This is a genomic window from Natronorubrum daqingense, from assembly GCF_001971705.1.
GTDB classification, from domain to species: Archaea; Halobacteriota; Halobacteria; order Halobacteriales; family Natrialbaceae; genus Natronorubrum; species Natronorubrum daqingense.
Map to the genome: position 1 here is coordinate 2,194,450 of NZ_CP019327.1, position 17,399 is coordinate 2,211,848.

The window sequence follows — 17,399 nt, forward strand, 5'->3', positions numbered from 1 at the left end:
AGTGAGCCAATCAGCGGACGGTGGTCAGCGGTCGACGCTTCCGAGCACGATATCCAGACTGCCGAGCGAGGCGATGAGATCCGCAACGTACTCGCCTTCTGCCATCTCGGGCAACGCAGAGAGGTTGTGGAAACAGGGGCTTCGAATCTTGAACCGTGCCGGCGAGTTCGAGCCGTCGGCACGGATGTAGATACCGAGTTCACCCTTGGGAATCTCGACCGCGCGATAGGTTTCCTTCCCAGCGTCGGGTTTGAGCGTTCGCGGGACGTTGCTCTGGACCTCCCGCTCGTCTTCGGGCCAGGCCTCGAGCACGTCGAGACACTGCTCGACGATCTTGGCCGACTCTTCGACCTCGCGCATTCGGACGAGGACGCGACTGTAGTTGTCACAGCCGTCCTCGGTGACCACGTCCCACTCGAGATGATCGTAGTAGCCGTAGGGGTCGTCGCGTCGGAGGTCGTAGTCGATGCCCGAGCCGCGGGCGACGGGCCCGGTACAGCCGTAGGATTTGGCGACATCAGGCTCGAGAATGCCGGTGTCGATCGTCCGGATTTGGAAGATTTCGTTGCCGGTGAGCAGGTCGTGGTACTCGTCGACTTTCGCGGGCAGTTCGTCGAGGAAGTCCCGCGTCTTCTCGAAAAACGCTTCACGGGGTTCGGGAAGGTCCCAGGCGACGCCGCCCAGACGGAAGTAGTAGAACATCATCCGCTGGCCGGTGAGGTCTTCCATGATGTCCTGGACGACCTCTCGATCCCGGAACGCGTACTGGAAGATGGCCGTGAAGTCGCCGTAGACGTCGAGTGCGAACGTCCCGAGCGCGAGGAAGTGACCGAGCATCCGAGTGAGTTCGGTCGACATCGTCCGAAGGATCTGGGCGTATTCGGGCACCTCGAGGTCGGCGATGTCTTCGATCGCCCGGGCGACCGCCCACTCGTTAGGCAGGTTCGCCGTGTAATCCCAGCGATCCGCGTACGGAATGATCTGGTGACGGTAGGTCCCCTGCTGGCACATCTGTTCCTCACAGCGGTGGAGGTAGCCGATGTCGGGATCGACGTCGGCGACCGTCTCGCCGTCCAGCGTCGCCTTGAGGTGGAGTACGCCGTGCGTCGCCGGGTGGTGGGGCCCGATGTTTAGTAACATCGTGTCGCTCTCGGCGACGCGGTGGTCGGGCTGGACCGGGTTGACGTGTTCCGCGAATCGGACGACTTGCGGTTTGTTCTGATCGTACTCGAGGGACAACGGGTGGCCCTGCCAGGATTCGGGGAGCAGGATTCGACGCGGATCGGGGTGACCCTCGTACTCGATTCCCACGAGGTCGAACGCCTCTCGCTCGTGCCAATCCGCCGTTCGAAACACGGGTTCAGCGCTCTGACAGACGGGGTCGTGCCGTGGGAGCTGTGCGATCAGCGTCACCTCGTGCGTTCGCTCGTCGTACTTCGTCACGTGGTAGATCGACTCGTAGCGATCTTCGTACTCCTGTGGCGTGACACACGAGAGGTGGTCGAATCCGGCCTCGTCGCGCAAGCGTTCCAGTACCTCCTGGACGTCGTCCGGGCGAATAACGAACGCCGGTGCGTTCTCGTGGTCGTCGCGACCGAGCGCGTACTCCGCGAGCGCGGCCTCGAGTCGGCCCTCGTCGACGCCGCTCTCCCTTCGGTGGTCGTACTCGGGATCGATACCCGCCGGATCGTGGTGGTGCGTTTCGCTCATCGAACTTTCCTCCCGTGTTGAGATAGCACGGCACGCGTCTGCCGGAGCTACGGCAGACGGGGGGTTGAGAATTTTCCCGGGTCGCGCCGACAGTCTTCCCCGGCGGACGGTCACCTGTCCCAGCCAGAGCACGTCGTGAATTTTCGGCGGGTTTCCTCCCAGAGCGCCGCCACAACGGCGAAATACTCCAGTCTCGCAGTCGAATGCAACGGGGCGTCTCGAGGCGCTCGAGCGCGTCGCACTCGGCGAGGAGCACGACGAGTGTTGGAAACGTGTCGACGCCTTCGGCAGGGGTCACGGCGTGAGATCGACGGTGAAAGTCGGTGTGGAACACGGACACGTCTGAAAGCGCTTCGACCAGCCATCGGCCGGTATCGGCGACGGCACCGTCGAACCCCCTCGAGACGAGTCCGGGGGCTGTGAACCTGTGAACGCTACGTCGCGGGGCTGCACGCGATGGGGTCGAAAGCGTATCTGGTCAGAGAGCCGGCGAAAACTGTGCTTATACAGAGGATAAGGATCGGCAAGGCGAGCACACAACCGAACCACTATCAATACTGCGGCCAATACCACGGCATATGACAAAGCGGTACGTCTCGCTCCCCGACGAGGCGGAGGCGGGAATGCGCGAGTTCATCAGCGAGGTCGACCAGCGTCTGGCAGGCGAGGAAGACACCTGTTCTGTCGTCGAAGACGTCCTCATCGATCTCTCGGGCGATCGCGAGGCCTACGAACGCTGGCAAGCCGGCGAGTCCGTCTCGACGGCCGAACGCATTCGACTCCAGAGTTACGACCCCTGTAACACGACCCTCGAGAGCGAGTACTACGCCGAAAAAGACGAGGCACAATTCCGCCGCTCGAAGCACCTCCAGTGGCTCTGGCGCCAGTTCGACAGCCTACCGATCGCGGACAACGTCGAGTTCGCCCTCCGGTTCCGACGGATGCTCGCCGACCACCTCTTCGAGGAGTGTGGCGACGGCTGCCGATTCTTCAAAGGAATCTCGTTCACCTACGGCCACAACATCACGATCGGCGACAACACGGTCGTCCACGACGACGTCCACCTGGACGACCGCGGGAAGTTGACCATCGGCGATCGCGTTTCGATTTCCGACGGCGTGCACATCTACAGCCACGATCACGACGTCGTCGACCAGACCGAGGTGCGAAACTACCACACGACCGTCGAAGACGACGTTCGACTCACCTACGACTCGATGGTCCGGGCGGGCTGTACCGTCGGCGAAAACGCCATCGTCGGCGCTCGAGGCATCGTCCAACACGACATCCCCGCCCACCACATCGCAATCGGCGCGCCCGCCAAGAGCGCCAAAATCAAACCCGGCTGGGAAGACGTTGCGACACCAATCGAGGAAGCCGGCATCAATCGACAGGAGGAGCGACGACTCGAGTACGACCTCCCCGAAGAGCTAACCGTTTTCGACGAATTCGGCCGCGACCTCTCGACGCCGGAGTAGGAACCCTCGAGCGTCGACTCGCCGTCGCCCGGTAGCTAGTTGCAACCTCATTTCGACCGTTTGGACACTCTCTGTCTCGTGATTCAGGGAATATCCAAGTGGCTTGAGACCATATCACACAGTGATGGAGCTCTGGGGCTGGCTCATCGGATACGTCGTGCTGTTCACCCTCTTGCACCTGCTACTGTACTACGTCTACGTCAAGAGTGACAGCGACGAGCGCGCCGGGTCGCCGTCGTTCGCCGACCCGAATCGAACGAGTCCCCACAGGTCGTCCGGCCCGGATCGCTACCCCAGGAGGGCCGACGACCTCGACGACCCGGACGACCTCGAGGAAGAGTGCGACCTCGAGTTCGACGGCGAAACGATGCGCTGTCCACATTGTGGGGCGCGAAACGAAGCCGATCAGACGTTTACCTTCTGTTGGAACTGTATCTCGATGCTTCGGCGCTGAGACCGAATCGGGAGCAAAACTCGGTAGCGCTCTCAGGACTCGAGTGCGTCCGCGAGGCGCTCGAGGTGATCGACGCCGACGACGGCGACGAGGTCGCCGTCTTCGCTCGCGCGCAACTCCTCGAGTCGGTCGACCATACAGCGCTCGCGGGTCTCGTCGCGGTAGGAGAGGGCGCTTCCCTCGGTGGAAACGCTTCTGAGGAGGGCCTGCACGCCGCTGACGTGTGAACGCTCGTGGGACGCCTGTCGCTCCGGCGTGTCCTCGTGCGTGCACTCGTACTCGATGGGGTCGTCACAGGCGACGGTGATCGAGGTCGCGTTGGTCAACGTCGCGGCGACGCGACAGGTCAACACGTCCCGCGTCGCGCCGCCGAGACTCGAGATGACGCGTCGGGCCGTCGCGGCCGAGACGCGGTCGGCGACTAATCGCGTCACGAGTCGGCGCAGGAACGACCAGTTCGGCGCGTCGATGCCGACGACCGAGTTCGCCGGCGCGGCCCGAATCGCCGCGCTCATCTCGCCGCCGAACTGCGGCGGGACGTCGTCGGAGCCGTCTCGAGCGTACGCTCGATACAGGGGCACCGCGGCGGCGGGTAACTCGAGTGCGACCGTCTCCGGTTCGACGGACTCGAGGATAGTCGTGACGCGGGCGACGCTCGCGGGGTGGTCGTGGACGACACCGAGGAGGAGGTAGTCGCCCGACGATCCGGTGACACGCCGACAAAACTGGGGCGTGATCCGCGGGTCGTCGAACGATTCGGTGAGGGAGGGCGCTTCGTCCATTGATCGAGTGGTAATACGTGACTACCGCCATAACCCTTCTGTTGTGCTCGAGTGTCATCGAGCGAGTAGTCGGCCAATGTGGAGTAAGGTCAGCCTACTCGGGGGCCGTCGGCGGAAGGAGCCGTAACTATCGTCTGGAAGGAGGGAACGATTTTATCGGTTTATTAGCCACGCATCCATGCGACCGATATCGGGTGTCGTGCACACCATGCCGAGTGGCCGTCTCGGAGACCGTTCGGCTGGGTGCACGATCCGGTCTCAGAGAATGACCGACGAGACGCTGACGAAAGCCGACGAAGGAAAACGGGTGGTCAACGCCGACGGGACGACCGTCGGCCGACTCGTCGACGTTCGAGACGGATACGGCTACGTCGAGCCGAACTCGGGCGTCGTGGACACGCTCAAAGCGAAACTCGGCTGGGGAACCCGAAGTGACGAGGCCCACCCACTCGACGAGGGGAGTATCGACGAAATTACCGACACCGAGGTTATTCTGCGGGGAACCCTCTGAGGGGCGTCTCGAGTGAGTAATACGACGTTACTCCGGGCTTCACGAGGGTTGATCCATCCTCGAGCGGGTGTAAACGGTCGAGAGCGGAGCGGGTGTAAACGGTCGAGAGCGGAGCGAGTGATTAGACGCCGGTGCTGTAGCGAAGCAAACCGGCGAAGCCGCCGAAGGCGTTGTAGAGTTGTTCGCCCTTCTCGAAGTCCGTCGAGATGAACTTCGTCTCCGTGCCCCGTTGTTCGGCGATTTCGATGAGGTGATCGATGGCGTCCTCTCGGTCCTCGTCGGTCGCCTCAACCTCACTTCCACAGTCGTTGCAGGTGTGCTCGGGCGTCGACTTACGGCGGTCGATCACCTCGTAGTCGGTGTTGCCACACTCCCCGCAGTCGTAGGTGATGGCGTCCTTCCGGAGGTCCTCGCTGATGAGAAGTCGGTCGACGGCACCCATCATCAGGTTGCGCCGCGTCTGCGCGAAACCGTAGGTCGCGCGGTCGCCCGCGTTGAGCTCCTCGAAGAACTCCTCCATCTGCTTTTTGTCCTTCATCACCTCGGCGTCGGCCAAGGCGTCCTCGGCGTTATCGACGAGGTCCTTCAGGCCGGACTCGTCCGTGTAGGCGACGTCGAACTTGCCGATCACGTTGTCCTGAATCTCGTGGTGGAGGTAGTCGCCGTCGAGGAACTCGTCTTTCGTCGGGGAGGGACCGCCGACGAGGATGCCGTCGAGTTCGTGTCGGCGCGGGACGAAGAGATCGTTCGCCATCCCTGCAACCTCCTGATAGAAGTTGTCAATGGCCTCGAGGCGCAGTCGGGCGAATCGCTGGGCGGACTGGCCACCCTTTCGCTGCTTACCGGGGACGAGCGAGGAGGCGGATTTGACGGGCTCGATACGTTTTCCCTTCAGCCAGCCGACGTTGGCTTCGCGTCGGTCGAGGACGACGAGTCCGTAGAGGCCCTTGTCGGCGAGCATCTCTTCGAGTGGCTCCGTCAGGAAGTCCGAGTCACAGTGATAGCGGAAGGACTCGACGGGCTGTGGCGGGCTCTCTAAGACGTTCGTCACCATCTCGGTGCGGCCGCCGCCGGAGTCGACGGCACCGGAGAACAACACCAGTCCGTTCTCCGGCGGGTAGGTGTCGTAGTAACGCAGTCTGTCTTTGATGCTTGTCAGCGCGTCCTGGACAGCCGTCCGGGTCTGCTTGGACTTGATGTTGGCCGCCTCGCTGTGTTCTTGCGTGACGTGTTGGACGACGTCACTGATCTGTCTATCGTCGGGCACGTAGATCGTTACGAGCTGTGTCCCGGAGCCGTCGAAGTCCTTGAGATCCTCGATGACCTTCCGGAACTCGTATTTTTTCCGGTCGGATTGCTCCTGCTCGCCCTCCTGGCTCATTGTCCGTACAAAACGGTGCTGTGGGTAAGAATCCTTTGACACAGCCGCTAACGTGGTACCGTCTGTCGGGATCGAAGGAAACGGCAGCCACTCGAGTCCCACCGTGTGCGCCGTCGGCGATCGGGACAGTATTTTCGAGTGATTAGTCCGACGGCTGAGATAGTCAGCGTGATGGGGTAAGATTCACGGTGCTCCCGTGTGACTGTCCGGACAGTATTCAGTATGTCTCAGGAGACGGTTTATGCGATCGCGAGTGGCAAGGGTGGCGTCGGAAAAACGACAACAACGGTGAATCTCGGGACGGCGCTCGCCCAGGCAGGCGAACGCGTCGCCATCGTCGACACGGATCTCGGGATGGCGAACCTCGCCGGCTTCGTCAGTCTCTCGGCCGACTCGACGACGTTACACGACGTTCTCGCTGACGACGCGCCCCTCGAGGACGCGACGTACGAGATTACGGACGACATCGTCGCCGTGCCGAGTGGAACCGGACTCTCCGAATACGCAGATATCTCGCCCGAAGGGCTTCGCGACGTCGTCTCGGAGCTTCGCGAGGAGTTCGACTACGTCTTCCTCGACGTCGGTGCCGGTATCAGCCACGAAACCGTCCTTCCCCTGGGGCTCGCCGACACCGTCATCCTGCTTTCGACGCCCGAACCCGCCGCCGTCCACGACGCGAAGAAAACCCTCGAGTTGACCGAGCGATCCGGCGGCGACGTCGCCGGACTCGTTCTCACTCGCACGCGCCCGGATAGCGACGTCTCCCACGACGAAATCGCCGCCCGTCTCGAAACGCCGTTGCTCGCGACCGTTCCGGAGGATCCGTCCGCTCGAGAGAGCGTCTACGCGGGAACGCCGCTGGTCGTCTACAGTTCAGAGGGGCCCGCCGCGACCGCCTACCGTCGACTCGCGGCGCAACTGGTCGGAATCAAGGTTCCCGAACCCGCGACGCAGACGGCGAACGAAGGCGACACGACCGACTCTGAGGACGGTACCGACGAAGCGGACGATACCGACGAGGCGGACGCACCCGCCGACTCGAGTGAAGCGGATGCCGACGCGTCCGACGACTCGAGCGGAGTAGACGATGATGCGGACGACGACTCGAGCGACGGCGACGAAGACGAACCGACGACGGCCGAACCGGCGACCGGCGAGTCGGGCAATCGCGAGGCCGCACACGACGACGTCTCGAGTGCGATCACGGAAGCCGAATCCGACTCGTAACGCCCGCGGTCGGCCGGAGCGCCGTCTCGCTGGATCACCTCGCGAAAGCGTACCGACGTCGGACGATCGTCGAATCACCACCGTAGGCGGTTCCTGCGTGCCGCATTCACTCGAGAAACCCCCGGAAACTCGTGTTTCAGTGAACATCTGAAACGTGGGAAAGTCGTGTGGAACGATCGTTTCACCTCCATTACTTCGCGCACACTCCGTTCAGGACCGTCCGAATAGTGGCTACAGCGGGTTCAGATAGATCGTTCACGGTCCGCTGTCTGTCTCGCAACGATTCACTTTATTGCAAGACAGTAACGAGCTGATTACTAATCATACCCGATACCGATCCCTCGAACATGGAGCGACGTAAAATCCTCCTCGGCAGTGGCGCAGCATTGGCAACCGCACTCGCTGGCTGTTCGGAAACCAGTGGCGGGTCAGACGACGACTCGAGCGACGATGGCGGGTCCGACGACGGTGGTAGTGACAACGGCGATGACAACGGGTCGAACGGGAACGGAACGGACGACGTTCCCGGGTTCGACGGCTCGAAGTTGGATATCGACAGCGACGCGCTGTCGATCACGTCCATCGAGAAGAAAGACGACACGGTGCAGGTCCTCGTCGAAACAGACCTCACCGACTACCAGGAGTTGATCGACGAACTCGAACCGCTCGCGGGTAAACACGACGACGCGATCGACGACATCGAAGCGTTCGTCGCGGAAATCGACACGATCGAGTGGATCGCCGAACACGACGGGGCGAAAGTCGTCTCGCTGTTCGTCGACGTCGAGTGGGTCGTGAGCTTCCTCGAGGACGAACTCTCCGAAGACGAGTTCTTCGAGAAGGTCGAAGAGACAGCCGAGTAACACCGGCGTCTCAGGTAATCGGTCGCTGTTCGACACCGGATTTTTGTGGACGACCGTCACCAGTAGAGAGTCCGACGGGTCAACCGACAGTTACATCGAGCGCGGAGCCTCGACGCCGAGAATCGACAGCGCGTTCGCGACGGTGTGTTTCGACGCCGCCACGAGCGCGAGTCGAGCCTCGCGAGTCTCGGGATCGACGTCGTCGGCGAGCACGGGACACTCCCGGTAGAAGCCGTTGAACCGGTCGGCGAACTCCCGCGTGTACGTCGCGATCTGGTGGGGCTCGAGGTCGTCCGCGGCTTCCTCGACGACGGCGGGGAATCGAGCGATGGTCTCGAGTAAGTCGCGTTCGGCGTCGGTCTCGAGGGCGTCGGCCTCGAGTGCCTCGAGTTCGACGTCCTGGGTCGCGAGCGCGCGCTCGGGATCGAGTCCCGCTTCCTCGAGAATACCGCAGGTTCGGGCGTGGACGTACTGCACGTAGGGTGCGGACTGGGCTTCGAAGTCGAGGGCTTGCTCCCACTCGAAGGTGATCGCTTTCGTCGGCTGTTTCGAGACGATGTCGTAGCGAACGGCACCGATACCGACCTGGTGGGCGATTCGATCGATGTCGTCCTCGGAGAGGTCGTCGTCGCGGATGCGCTCGTCGAGTCGGTCCTCGACTTCCTGGCGGGCGCGGTCGATGGCCTCGTCGAGGAGGTCGTCTAAGTCAACGCCGGTACCTCGACGGGTGCTCATCTTCCCTTCCGGCAGGTTGACGTAGGAGTAGAGCACCTGCTGGAGGTCGTCGGTGTCGTTGCCGAGTAACTCGAGGGTCGTCCGCAGTTGCCTCGCTTGCAGCTTGTGGTCCTCGCCGAGGACGGTCACGGCCTCGTCGTAGTTGTCGAACTTCCACTCGTGGTGGGCGAGGTCACGGGTCGCGTACAGCGAGGTGCCATCCGAGCGAAGGAAAACGAGGTTCTTGTCGATGCCGTGGTCCTCGAGTTCGAGTTGCCAGGCGTCTTCCTCGTAGACCGCTTCGTCGAGATTCTCGAGGCGTTCGACGAGGTCGTCGGTGTCGCCGTTTCGCATGAACCTCGTCTCCTTGACGAACTCGTCGAACTCGGCTGGGAGGCGCGCGAGGCAGGCTTTCATCCCCGAGAGAACCTGATCGACGACCTCGCTGACGCGCTCGTAGGCTTCCTCCTCGCCCTTCTCGAGACCCTGCATGATCGACCCGATTTCGGCTTCCGCCTCGGCGACCTCGTCCTCGGGTGCGTTCTCGAGGAAGGCGTTGCCCCTGCGGTAGTAGCGCACGAGGTCGTACTCGATGCGGTCGCGTTCCGGCTCGCCCTCGAGGTCGTCCTCGTCGAAGGTTTCGTAGGCCCAAGTGAAGACGGCCATCTGGCGGCCCGCGTCGTTGACGTAGTAGTGTCGGTCGACGTCGTAGCCCGCGAAGTCGAGGAGGGAGGCAACGGCGTCACCGACGATCGGGTTCCGCGCGCGACCGACGTGAACGGGTCCGGTCGGGTTCGCGCTCGTGTGCTCGACGACGACGGACGTCTCTCGGTCCTCGAGTCGCCCGTAGGACTCCTCGGTCGCCGTCTCGAGCGTCGTCGCGAAGTAAGCGTCACTCGGCAGGAAGTTGAGATAGGGGCCTTGCGTCTGGATCGCAGAGACGTACGTCAACTCGTCGGTGTCGATTTCCTCGGCGAGTTCGCCGGCGACCTGTGGCGGCGGTGCGCCGGCTTCACTGGCGAGTCGGAAGGCAACGCTCGAGGCGAGGACGCTCTCGACGTCGTCCGGCGGTTCTTCGATCCCGAGGTCGTCGGTCGGGTACTCGAGTGACGACAGCGCGTCCTCGAGGGCGGCTTCGACTTCCGCGCGCAAAGAGAGGAACATACCCGCCCGTATTCAGGGCTGGAGTAAAGGAATGTCGGGTTCGTCCGTTCGGACACAAGAGGGAGCCGTCGACGGGCCCGCGTGACGGGAATCACTCCGTCGTCGGGCTGTTGAACGACAACTCGGGATCGACGCCAGCCTCGCGTTCCACGCCGTCGTCGGTCAGTTCGGCCTGGACCTTCTCGGTCAACAAGTCGACGGCCACCCGGTTCGCACCTTCGGGGATAATCACGTCCGCACTCTTTTTCGTCGGTTCGACGAACTGTTCGTGCATCGGTTTGACCGTTCCCAAGTACTGCTGGATGACGCCCTCGAGGTTGCGGCCGCGGTCGATGACGTCGCGTTCGATCCGGCGGAGGATTCGAACGTCGGCGTCGGTCATTACATAGACGCGCAGATCGAGCATGTCGAGGATCTCCTCGTCGTACAGCGAAAGGATTCCCTCGAGGACGATCACGTCCGTTGGCTCGACGGTGACGCGTTCGTCCTTTCGGTTGTGAATCTCGAAATCGTACTGTGGCATCTCGACCGATTGGCCCATGAGCAGGTCGTTCAGTTGCTCGCGAAGCAGTTCCCACTCGAAGGCCGAGGGGTGGTCGTAGTTGACGTCCGCTCGCTCCTCGAAGGGCATGTGCGAGAGATCCTGATAGTAGTTATCGAGCGGAATGCGGGTGACGGCTTCGCCGACCGTCTCCGCGACGGTTCGCGAGACGGTCGTCTTCCCCGCCCCCGTCCCGCCGGCGATTCCGATGGCGAACGACGGTATACTCATCGTCCGATTCTCGGACGGGCCGATAATGAATCCCTTGATACCGAGTCGAACTGCGCCGAGCCCCCGTCAGGTTTCCAGAGACTCCGAGACCACCTCACCGAGAACTCGAGAAATCGTCGCTGGCGACGGCCTCGCGAAACCGCTGTTCGTGAATCGGCCGGAACGTTTCGGCCGTGTCGTCAAATGCCGCAGGCGACCAGAACCGGGCCGAGCGCGCGTCGCTGCCGGCCGTCGGTTCGCCGCGTGCTTCGGACGCGTCGGCCACGTAGTGGATCGTCACGACGTGTTTGCCCTCCCGAGGCGGGAACGCCGTCGCCTCGAGCAGCGAGAGCGCGTCGGGGTCGAGCCTGACGCCGGTTTCTTCCTCGAGTTCGCGGACGGCAGCCACGGCGGGGTCCTCGCCGATTTCCATGTGCCCGCCGGGGAGCGTCCACTCGCCGACTCCCGGCGGCACGTCGCGTTCGACGCACAGTACCGCGGGGTCGGGTCTCGATCGATCGACGACGGCGACGCTCGCACAGGGGACCGGATTGTGCCAGATAATCTCCTCGCACGTCGAACAGCGCGCGCGTTCGCGGCCGTCGAACGAGGTCGTCTCGAGGGATCCACCGCAACGCGGACAGAAGCGAGCAGGGCGGCTGACCATCTGTTCACCCTGTCGGAGCCGAGGGTATCAAAGCGTTTTCAATCCGCTTCCCGTCAGCGGGACGACGACGTCCGCGTCGGAATCCACTAGCCCGAGTTCCCGATACTCCTCGAGCGCTGCAGGGGCGACCGCACAGGTCGGTTCGACGTAGAACCCGTTACGGTGGAGTCGATCGAGGGCGCTCTCGATCGGATCCGCACCGAGGGCGATCGCGTCGCCGTCAGTCGCCTCGATGGCCTCGAGAATTTCGTCTTTGCGGGCGGGTTCCGCGATCTGGATGCCGTCGGCGATGTCGGTTTCGAAATCGTCTTCGTCGGCCGGTTCCCAGCCGAGTTCGTCGACGATCGGCGCGTGTCCGGCAGCCTGTGCGCCGAACAATTGGGGCATTCGGTCGACGATTCCCGCTTCGGCGAGCAACGAGAACCCACGATACGCACCGAGAAAGAGCGTGCCGTGGCCGATCGGGAGAACGATGGCATCCGGTACGCTCCAGCCACGTTGGGCGGCGATTTCGAACGCGAATGTCATCGTCCCCGCGTAAAAGGCCGGATTCCAGGCGTGGCTGGCGTACCAGCCCGCGTCGGTCTGTCGGGGGGCGTTCCCGCTCTCAGTTCTCGAGGCGCTTTGGGCCCCGCTCTCGACGGCGTCGATACAGGCTTCGGTCACGTCCTGGCGGCTCCCCTCGATCCGAACCGGACGGGCGTCGGCGCGCTGAATCGTCATCAGCTTCGATTGCGTGACGTCCGCCGGCACGTAGATGTCGGCGTCGATACCCGCACGGGCCGCGTACGTCGCGATCGCAGCGCCGGCGTTGCCCGAAGAGTCCTCGACGACCTTCTCGACGCCGAGTTCGACGGCTCGAGAGAGCGTCGTCGTAGCTCCGCGATCCTTGAACGACCCCGTCGGAAAGACGTACTCGAGTTTGAACTGCGCGTCCCACTCGGGGGCGTCGACGAGGGGCGTAAAGCCCTCGTGGAAGGTGACGTGTTTCTCGATGGGCAGGAACTCGTGGAACGTCCAGAGTCCGTCGCTGGTGTCGAGGTTGTGCAAGGGAAGCGGATCGCCCTCCGGATGGGGCCGTTCGGTGAACTCGAGGGCGTGGCCACACGCACAGCGCCACGGTTCTGCTGGTCCCGCGTCGTAGACACGCTCGCAGGCCGGGCAGATGAGATCAGCCGGCATGTTAGTGCTCGTCGATGTCGGTGGCGACCGAGCAGACGTACTCTCCCGTCGCGACCTGTGGCAGTCGGCGCGTTCGCCAGAGGATGCCGTCGCTGTCTGCGCTCACCGTCGTCTTCGGTTCGCCGAAGGGCGTCGTCACTTCGAAGAGCGTCTCGCCGCGCTGGACGCGCTCGCCCAGTTCCACCTGAAAGGAGATGAGACCGCCACACGAGGCACCGTACTGTTCGAATCCGCGAGCGCGCGTCTGCGGGGACGGGTCGACGCTTCCCTCGAGGAAGTCGTAGTACGTGAGCACGTTGAAGATTCCTTCGACACCCTTCTGGATGCTCGTCTCGTCCCAGCCGACGGCCCCGCCGAGTTCGGGGTCGACGGTCGGCACGCCTTCGTCGGGCGCGGCACGAGCGAGTTGGCCTTCCGGTCCTTTCTGGTCGAGAATGTAGCCACAGCCGAACACCTTGGCCAACTCGAGACACGACGAGTGGAGTCGATGGCGTTTGCCACAGCGGACGCGAACCTCGTCGATCATCCGACTCGTCGAGCCCTGGTGGAGGTCCAACACGAGATCCGCTCGCATCGCCGTCTCGAAGGTCACGTGGGCGATCCGTTCGCTCGAGGTTCCGGTTTCGGTACCTGGGTAGGCGCGGTTCATCTTCGTGTCGTCGATCGGATTGCGGTGTTGGGCGACCTGAAACGCGTGATAGTTGACGATCCCGACGATCAAAATTGTGCCCGCGAGTTCCGTCGGATCGAGTTGCGGGACGAGTCGCTGGACAACGCCGACACCGTTGAGTTCGTCGCCGTCACTCGCCGCCTGTATGTAGAGCGTCTTCCCCGACCGTTCGCCGTTGATCACGGCGACTGGGAGACCGAACGGGCTGCCGTCTCTGGTTTCCCCGACCTCGAGACGGCCCGTATCGATCTCACCGGGATCCGCGCTCGCCGTTCCGAGCGTCGTCGTCATGTGCCAGCAGACGGAACCGCTCACCTTTATTGGTTCGGTGTTCACCGGCCTGCGCCACCCACAGCGCATCGTTCGCCCGGCAACTGCGGGCCTCGTACCAAGTGTTACCACTAGCTGTGAAACTGCTCGGTCAAAATAGGTAAGAAAGGGACTACGCATCGTTCTCTCTCCAGCAGCTCCCAAAAATTCCCAGGCAGAGATGAGAAAGGAATATGATGAACGTAAAGCCAAACAGCCCTATACTTTCTTGTGTTTAGAGTTTTACTTCAAATGTATGTCCAGTAATAGTGGCCAGAATGAAATGATTCCACATGCAGCTATCGTGAGCCTTCTCGTCATTTTCGGTTTCGTCGTTGGAATGGGATTTGAAATGTTAGGAGTGATAATACAGGTGTTCGGGGTCGTTCTCGGGCTATTTTCAGTATATCTTCTCTATCGGATTACCGTCGCTGTTGAACACATAGCCGATAATTCGTAATCACGAAATCAATCAATAGTGTTGCGCTGGACGAGACTATTGAGTAATTCACAGCGCTACTGAACGACCGATTCACTACCTTCTGCGAGAAATAAACGAGGGTTCCGTGCAGAATTCTTTCTCTGTCTCTTACACACCGTTCTTCGCAGCTATTGAGGAGTTGAACAGGACCTTCGTCCCGAAAAGAAGCGGAACACACTCGAGCCCGAGAGAATCTGCCTCGAACGGGTGTTAGGAAGACAGCAAGTCGTCGGCGATGATACGCTTTTGAATCTCGCTGGTGCCCTCGAAGATTCGGGTGAGCCGGGCGTCTCGCCAGTAGCGTTCCACGTCGAACTCGGTCGTGTAGCCGTAGCCGCCGTGGATCTGGATCCCTTCGCTCGTCACCTCTTCGGCGATTTCGCTCGCGAAGAGCTTCGCCATCGCCGCCTCCGCGTCGGCTCGTTCGCCGCTGTCGACGGCCTCCGCGACGAGCAAGGAGAGGGCTCGAGCGGCCTCGACTTTCGTCGCCATCTCCGCGAGGTTGAATCGGATCGCCTGGAAGTCGCTGATCGGGCCGTCGAACTGCTCGCGCTCCTGTGCGTACTGGAGGGAATCCTCGAGTGAGGCGCGAGCGAGGCCGACGGCTCGAGCGGCCGTGTGGACGCGCCCTTCCTCGAAGAACTCCATGATCTGGTAGAAGCCCTGGCCCTCCTCGCCGCCGACGAGTTTGTCCGCGCTCACGCGAACGTCGTCGAAGTTGACTTCCCAGGTCTTCCAGCCGTGATACCCGATCTTATCGATTGGCTGGCCGCTCAGGCCCTCACGGTCGAACGTGCCGGCTGGTTTTTCGACGATGAAGCCCGATATCCCCTTGTAGGCGGGTTCTGCGTCCGGGTCAGTGACGGCGTACGTGAGGATGAAGTCGGAGCCCTTCGCGAACGTACACCACATCTTCTGGCCGTTGAGGACGTACTCGTCGCCGTCTTTCTCCGCTCGCAGGCGCATGTTCGAGACGTCGCTGCCCGCGTCGGGTTCGCTGATGGCGATACTCTTTAACAGCTCGCCGCTGGCCATCTTCGGCAGGTACTCTTCCTTTTGTTCCTCGGTCGCGCCGGCCAGGCTCTGTCCGCGGGCGATGATGCTGCCGACGCTGAGCCAGCCTCGAGAGAGTTCCTCGGCGATGACGGCGTAGGCCTTCAGATCGAGACCGAGTCCGCCGTACTCCTCGTCGATGAGAATGCCGAAAAAGCCCATCTCGCCGAGTTGGTCGATGAGGTCCCCAGACATCTCCTCGCCCTCCGAATCTCGCTCGCGCGCTTCGGGTGTGACTTCGTTGTCGACGAAGCGTTTCGTTTCGTCACGAAAGAGTTGGTGTTCGTCCGAGAGGATTACGTCACTAAGATTCTGCATACCGTAGGTCTCACCGTGTGCCTATTAGTACCACCCGAAATCGTTCCTGGCAATTTTTCTGAGTGTTCACCGTGAATAGGGACCACTCACGCGATTTTCCAGCTTTGAATGCTGATAGAAACCGGACGAGGGAGGACTGGCGGACTCAGACGAACGGCTGGAAGTAGTAGGGACTCAGAAAGCCCTCGATGGCCGCCGCGATCGCGAGCAAGATGCCCACGCCAACGAGCACCCAGAACGTCCGCTCGAGCGCGTCCGCGAACTCGACGCGACTCGCCCGGCCACGGAGCGCCCGCCACCAGATCCGGCCGAGCCAGACGCCGACTGCGGTCGCGATGAAGATGGCCGGAATCTCGAAGATGCCGTGTGGAATCACGAACGCGAGCAACTCGAGGGGTTCGACCTCGGTTCGCCCGTGGAAACCGAGGAACAGGCCGTTGAACACCAGCGAGGCGATCGCGGGGGCGACAAGGGCAACCCCGGAGAAGGCCGTCGTGAGCGCGACCATCCAGTTGTTGCCGAAGAACTCGAGCGTCGCCGCGAGGGGGTTGTGATCCTCGAGACGGGCGGAGATCGAGGTCTCGAGGCCGGCGTTGGCGATGGGTTCGGCGGCTTCCCAGCCGACCCAGAAACTGAGGAGGCCGAGCGCGACGACGAGCGCGTGCGTGCCGAGGCTCTGTCTGATAAACGTCGTCATTTCGCGCCAGCCGCGTCCCATTCCGCTCTTGAACTGTCGACGGAGCGTGCGATCGGGCGTCGACGGCGGAGCCAGCCGGTTACGGTAATCGTTGTAGAGGGCGACCTTCAGTAGGTCGAGGAACGGGAAGAGGAGGATCATCGTGAGGAGCGAGGAGAAGGCGACGACGTCGAAGAACACGAGGACCCCCGAAACCGTCGACACGGCGATCATCGATCCGATCGTGATGAGGTAGTAGAACCCGGCGGCGACCGGACTCGACCAGATGAACGACGCGGCGTTCGAAACGGAGGCGAACGTCGTCGTGTCGTCGACGACGACGGCGACCGGAGCGAACGCGAACACCGCCCGGATAGCTGCGAGGACGGCGATGAAGCCAAACAGCGCGACGACCGCGAACACCCCGGCGAGGAGTCCTTCCCCCGTTAGGGCAGTGACGACCGTCGCGGTGAACGCCACCCCCATTCCGACTGCAATGACGGCACCGACCCAGAGCAGAAATTCGAGGATGTACAGCCCGAGAAAGCGCAGCCAGTACCGGCGTGCGCCGGCGATCCCGGCGGTCAAACCACGTTTGTCGATGAGTCTGGCACTACAGGCGGTGAGTTGGCCGGCGCTGACGAACGGGAACAACACGAGGATCAGCCCGACCGAGACGATGATCGTCGCGAGCACGATGAGGGCCATCGTCGGCGTGAACAGTTGCTCGAAGACGGGTTCGAATCCGCCCGCCCACTCGTCGAACGCCTCCTGGTCTGCGTGTTGATCCGGCGGCGAACCGTCGATCTGGCCGAGAGAGTCGTGCATCACCGCGAGTCGCCCGGTGAGCTCGAGATAGAGGTATCCGACGACGACGGCGAGAAACGGCACGAGTCGCACGATCGCGGGGATCGCCGCGCCGAGGAGATACCAGGGGAGGAAATCCGACGGACGACGCCGAAACACCGCCACGGCGGCAGTGATGGAATCGGAGAGGGACATAGCCCT

The 17,399-nt window shown here is 62.5% G+C and carries 16 protein-coding genes; 6 read left to right on the forward strand and 10 right to left on the reverse strand.

The annotated features are described in order from the left end of the window. Positions 1-24: 24 nt before the first annotated feature. Positions 25-1,710: an NADH-quinone oxidoreductase subunit D gene (locus tag BB347_RS10620; RefSeq protein WP_076581276.1), complete on the reverse strand. Its 1,686-nt coding sequence runs from the start codon at positions 1,708-1,710 to the stop codon at positions 25-27. 578 nt (positions 1,711-2,288) lie between these two features. On the opposite strand from BB347_RS10620, the gene BB347_RS10625 reads away from it, so the two are divergent. Beyond that, positions 2,289-3,188: an acyltransferase gene (locus BB347_RS10625; RefSeq protein WP_076581278.1), complete on the forward strand. Its 900-nt coding sequence runs from the start codon at positions 2,289-2,291 to the stop codon at positions 3,186-3,188. 124 nt (positions 3,189-3,312) lie between these two features. Further along, positions 3,313-3,642 carry a DUF7577 domain-containing protein gene (locus BB347_RS10630; RefSeq protein WP_076581280.1) on the forward strand — a complete coding sequence of 110 codons (330 nt, stop codon included), beginning with the start codon at positions 3,313-3,315 and terminating at the stop codon, positions 3,640-3,642. A gap of 32 nt (positions 3,643-3,674) precedes the next feature. On the opposite strand, the gene BB347_RS10635 is transcribed toward BB347_RS10630, so the two are convergent. Beyond that, positions 3,675-4,424: a hypothetical protein gene (locus BB347_RS10635; protein ID WP_076581282.1), complete on the reverse strand. Its 750-nt coding sequence runs from the start codon at positions 4,422-4,424 to the stop codon at positions 3,675-3,677. A gap of 265 nt (positions 4,425-4,689) precedes the next feature. Between BB347_RS10635 and BB347_RS10640 the strand changes: the two genes are divergently transcribed. Then, positions 4,690-4,935 (forward strand): hypothetical protein, encoded by a 246-nt coding sequence (locus BB347_RS10640; RefSeq protein ID WP_076581284.1) that lies wholly within the window; start codon positions 4,690-4,692, stop codon positions 4,933-4,935. A 121-nt stretch (positions 4,936-5,056) separates the two neighbouring features. Here BB347_RS10640 and prf1 read toward each other — a convergent pair whose 3' ends face one another. After that, complete coding sequence (gene prf1 / locus BB347_RS10645) at positions 5,057-6,316, reverse strand: peptide chain release factor aRF-1 (protein WP_076581286.1); 1,260 nt, start codon at positions 6,314-6,316, stop codon at positions 5,057-5,059. A gap of 222 nt (positions 6,317-6,538) precedes the next feature. Between prf1 and minD the strand changes: the two genes are divergently transcribed. Further along, positions 6,539-7,543 (forward strand): cell division ATPase MinD, encoded by a 1,005-nt coding sequence (gene minD / locus BB347_RS10650; RefSeq protein ID WP_076581288.1) that lies wholly within the window; start codon positions 6,539-6,541, stop codon positions 7,541-7,543. Positions 7,544-7,890: 347 nt separating this feature from the next. Beyond that, positions 7,891-8,406: a hypothetical protein gene (locus tag BB347_RS10655; RefSeq protein ID WP_076581290.1), complete on the forward strand. Its 516-nt coding sequence runs from the start codon at positions 7,891-7,893 to the stop codon at positions 8,404-8,406. A 90-nt stretch (positions 8,407-8,496) separates the two neighbouring features. Here BB347_RS10655 and argS read toward each other — a convergent pair whose 3' ends face one another. The 5 genes from argS to BB347_RS10680 all read right to left on the reverse strand — a co-directional run bounded on the left by argS (position 8,497) and on the right by BB347_RS10680 (position 13,845). Next, complete coding sequence (gene argS / locus BB347_RS10660) at positions 8,497-10,284, reverse strand: arginine--tRNA ligase (RefSeq protein ID WP_076581292.1); 1,788 nt, start codon at positions 10,282-10,284, stop codon at positions 8,497-8,499. A gap of 91 nt (positions 10,285-10,375) precedes the next feature. Next, positions 10,376-11,056 carry a uridine kinase gene (udk, locus tag BB347_RS10665; protein ID WP_076581294.1) on the reverse strand — a complete coding sequence of 227 codons (681 nt, stop codon included), beginning with the start codon at positions 11,054-11,056 and terminating at the stop codon, positions 10,376-10,378. A 94-nt stretch (positions 11,057-11,150) separates the two neighbouring features. Beyond that, on the reverse strand, positions 11,151-11,702 hold the full coding sequence (locus BB347_RS10670) for an NUDIX domain-containing protein (RefSeq protein ID WP_076581296.1): 552 nt from the start codon (positions 11,700-11,702) through the stop codon (positions 11,151-11,153). 27 nt (positions 11,703-11,729) lie between these two features. Continuing rightward, a complete protein-coding gene (locus BB347_RS10675) occupies positions 11,730-12,884 on the reverse strand; it encodes a pyridoxal-phosphate dependent enzyme (RefSeq protein WP_076581298.1) in 1,155 nt (384 codons plus the stop codon). A 1-nt stretch (position 12,885) separates the two neighbouring features. Beyond that, positions 12,886-13,845 carry a succinylglutamate desuccinylase/aspartoacylase family protein gene (locus BB347_RS10680; RefSeq protein WP_076581300.1) on the reverse strand — a complete coding sequence of 320 codons (960 nt, stop codon included), beginning with the start codon at positions 13,843-13,845 and terminating at the stop codon, positions 12,886-12,888. Between the two features lie 274 nt (positions 13,846-14,119). On the opposite strand from BB347_RS10680, the gene BB347_RS10685 reads away from it, so the two are divergent. Continuing rightward, entirely contained in the window at positions 14,120-14,323 is a 204-nt protein-coding gene (locus BB347_RS10685) for a hypothetical protein (RefSeq protein ID WP_139327007.1), read from the forward strand. A gap of 231 nt (positions 14,324-14,554) precedes the next feature. Here the strand turns inward: BB347_RS10685 and BB347_RS10690 are convergent, their stop codons facing one another. Beyond that, a complete protein-coding gene (locus BB347_RS10690) occupies positions 14,555-15,715 on the reverse strand; it encodes an acyl-CoA dehydrogenase family protein (RefSeq protein WP_076581302.1) in 1,161 nt (386 codons plus the stop codon). 145 nt (positions 15,716-15,860) lie between these two features. Further along, positions 15,861-17,393 (reverse strand): stage II sporulation protein M, encoded by a 1,533-nt coding sequence (locus BB347_RS10695; RefSeq protein WP_076581304.1) that lies wholly within the window; start codon positions 17,391-17,393, stop codon positions 15,861-15,863. Positions 17,394-17,399 lie beyond the last annotated feature (6 nt).

Coding starts and splice junctions, on each gene's coding strand:
- BB347_RS10655 (WP_076581290.1), top strand. CDS start 7,891: ATGGAGCGACGTAAAATCCTCCTCGGCAGTGGCGCAGCATTGGCAACC.
- BB347_RS10630 (WP_076581280.1), top strand. CDS start 3,313: ATGGAGCTCTGGGGCTGGCTCATCGGATACGTCGTGCTGTTCACCCTC.
- BB347_RS10640 (WP_076581284.1), top strand. CDS start 4,690: ATGACCGACGAGACGCTGACGAAAGCCGACGAAGGAAAACGGGTGGTC.
- BB347_RS10680 (WP_076581300.1), bottom strand. CDS start 13,845: ATGACGACGACGCTCGGAACGGCGAGCGCGGATCCCGGTGAGATCGAT.
- BB347_RS10690 (WP_076581302.1), bottom strand. CDS start 15,715: ATGCAGAATCTTAGTGACGTAATCCTCTCGGACGAACACCAACTCTTT.
- BB347_RS10675 (WP_076581298.1), bottom strand. CDS start 12,884: ATGCCGGCTGATCTCATCTGCCCGGCCTGCGAGCGTGTCTACGACGCG.
- BB347_RS10635 (WP_076581282.1), bottom strand. CDS start 4,424: ATGGACGAAGCGCCCTCCCTCACCGAATCGTTCGACGACCCGCGGATC.
- BB347_RS10695 (WP_076581304.1), bottom strand. CDS start 17,393: ATGTCCCTCTCCGATTCCATCACTGCCGCCGTGGCGGTGTTTCGGCGT.
- BB347_RS10620 (WP_076581276.1), bottom strand. CDS start 1,710: ATGAGCGAAACGCACCACCACGATCCGGCGGGTATCGATCCCGAGTAC.
- BB347_RS10670 (WP_076581296.1), bottom strand. CDS start 11,702: ATGGTCAGCCGCCCTGCTCGCTTCTGTCCGCGTTGCGGTGGATCCCTC.
- prf1 (WP_076581286.1), bottom strand. CDS start 6,316: ATGAGCCAGGAGGGCGAGCAGGAGCAATCCGACCGGAAAAAATACGAG.
- argS (WP_076581292.1), bottom strand. CDS start 10,284: ATGTTCCTCTCTTTGCGCGCGGAAGTCGAAGCCGCCCTCGAGGACGCG.
- udk (WP_076581294.1), bottom strand. CDS start 11,056: ATGAGTATACCGTCGTTCGCCATCGGAATCGCCGGCGGGACGGGGGCG.
- BB347_RS10625 (WP_076581278.1), top strand. CDS start 2,289: ATGACAAAGCGGTACGTCTCGCTCCCCGACGAGGCGGAGGCGGGAATG.
- minD (WP_076581288.1), top strand. CDS start 6,539: ATGTCTCAGGAGACGGTTTATGCGATCGCGAGTGGCAAGGGTGGCGTC.
- BB347_RS10685 (WP_139327007.1), top strand. CDS start 14,120: ATGTCCAGTAATAGTGGCCAGAATGAAATGATTCCACATGCAGCTATC.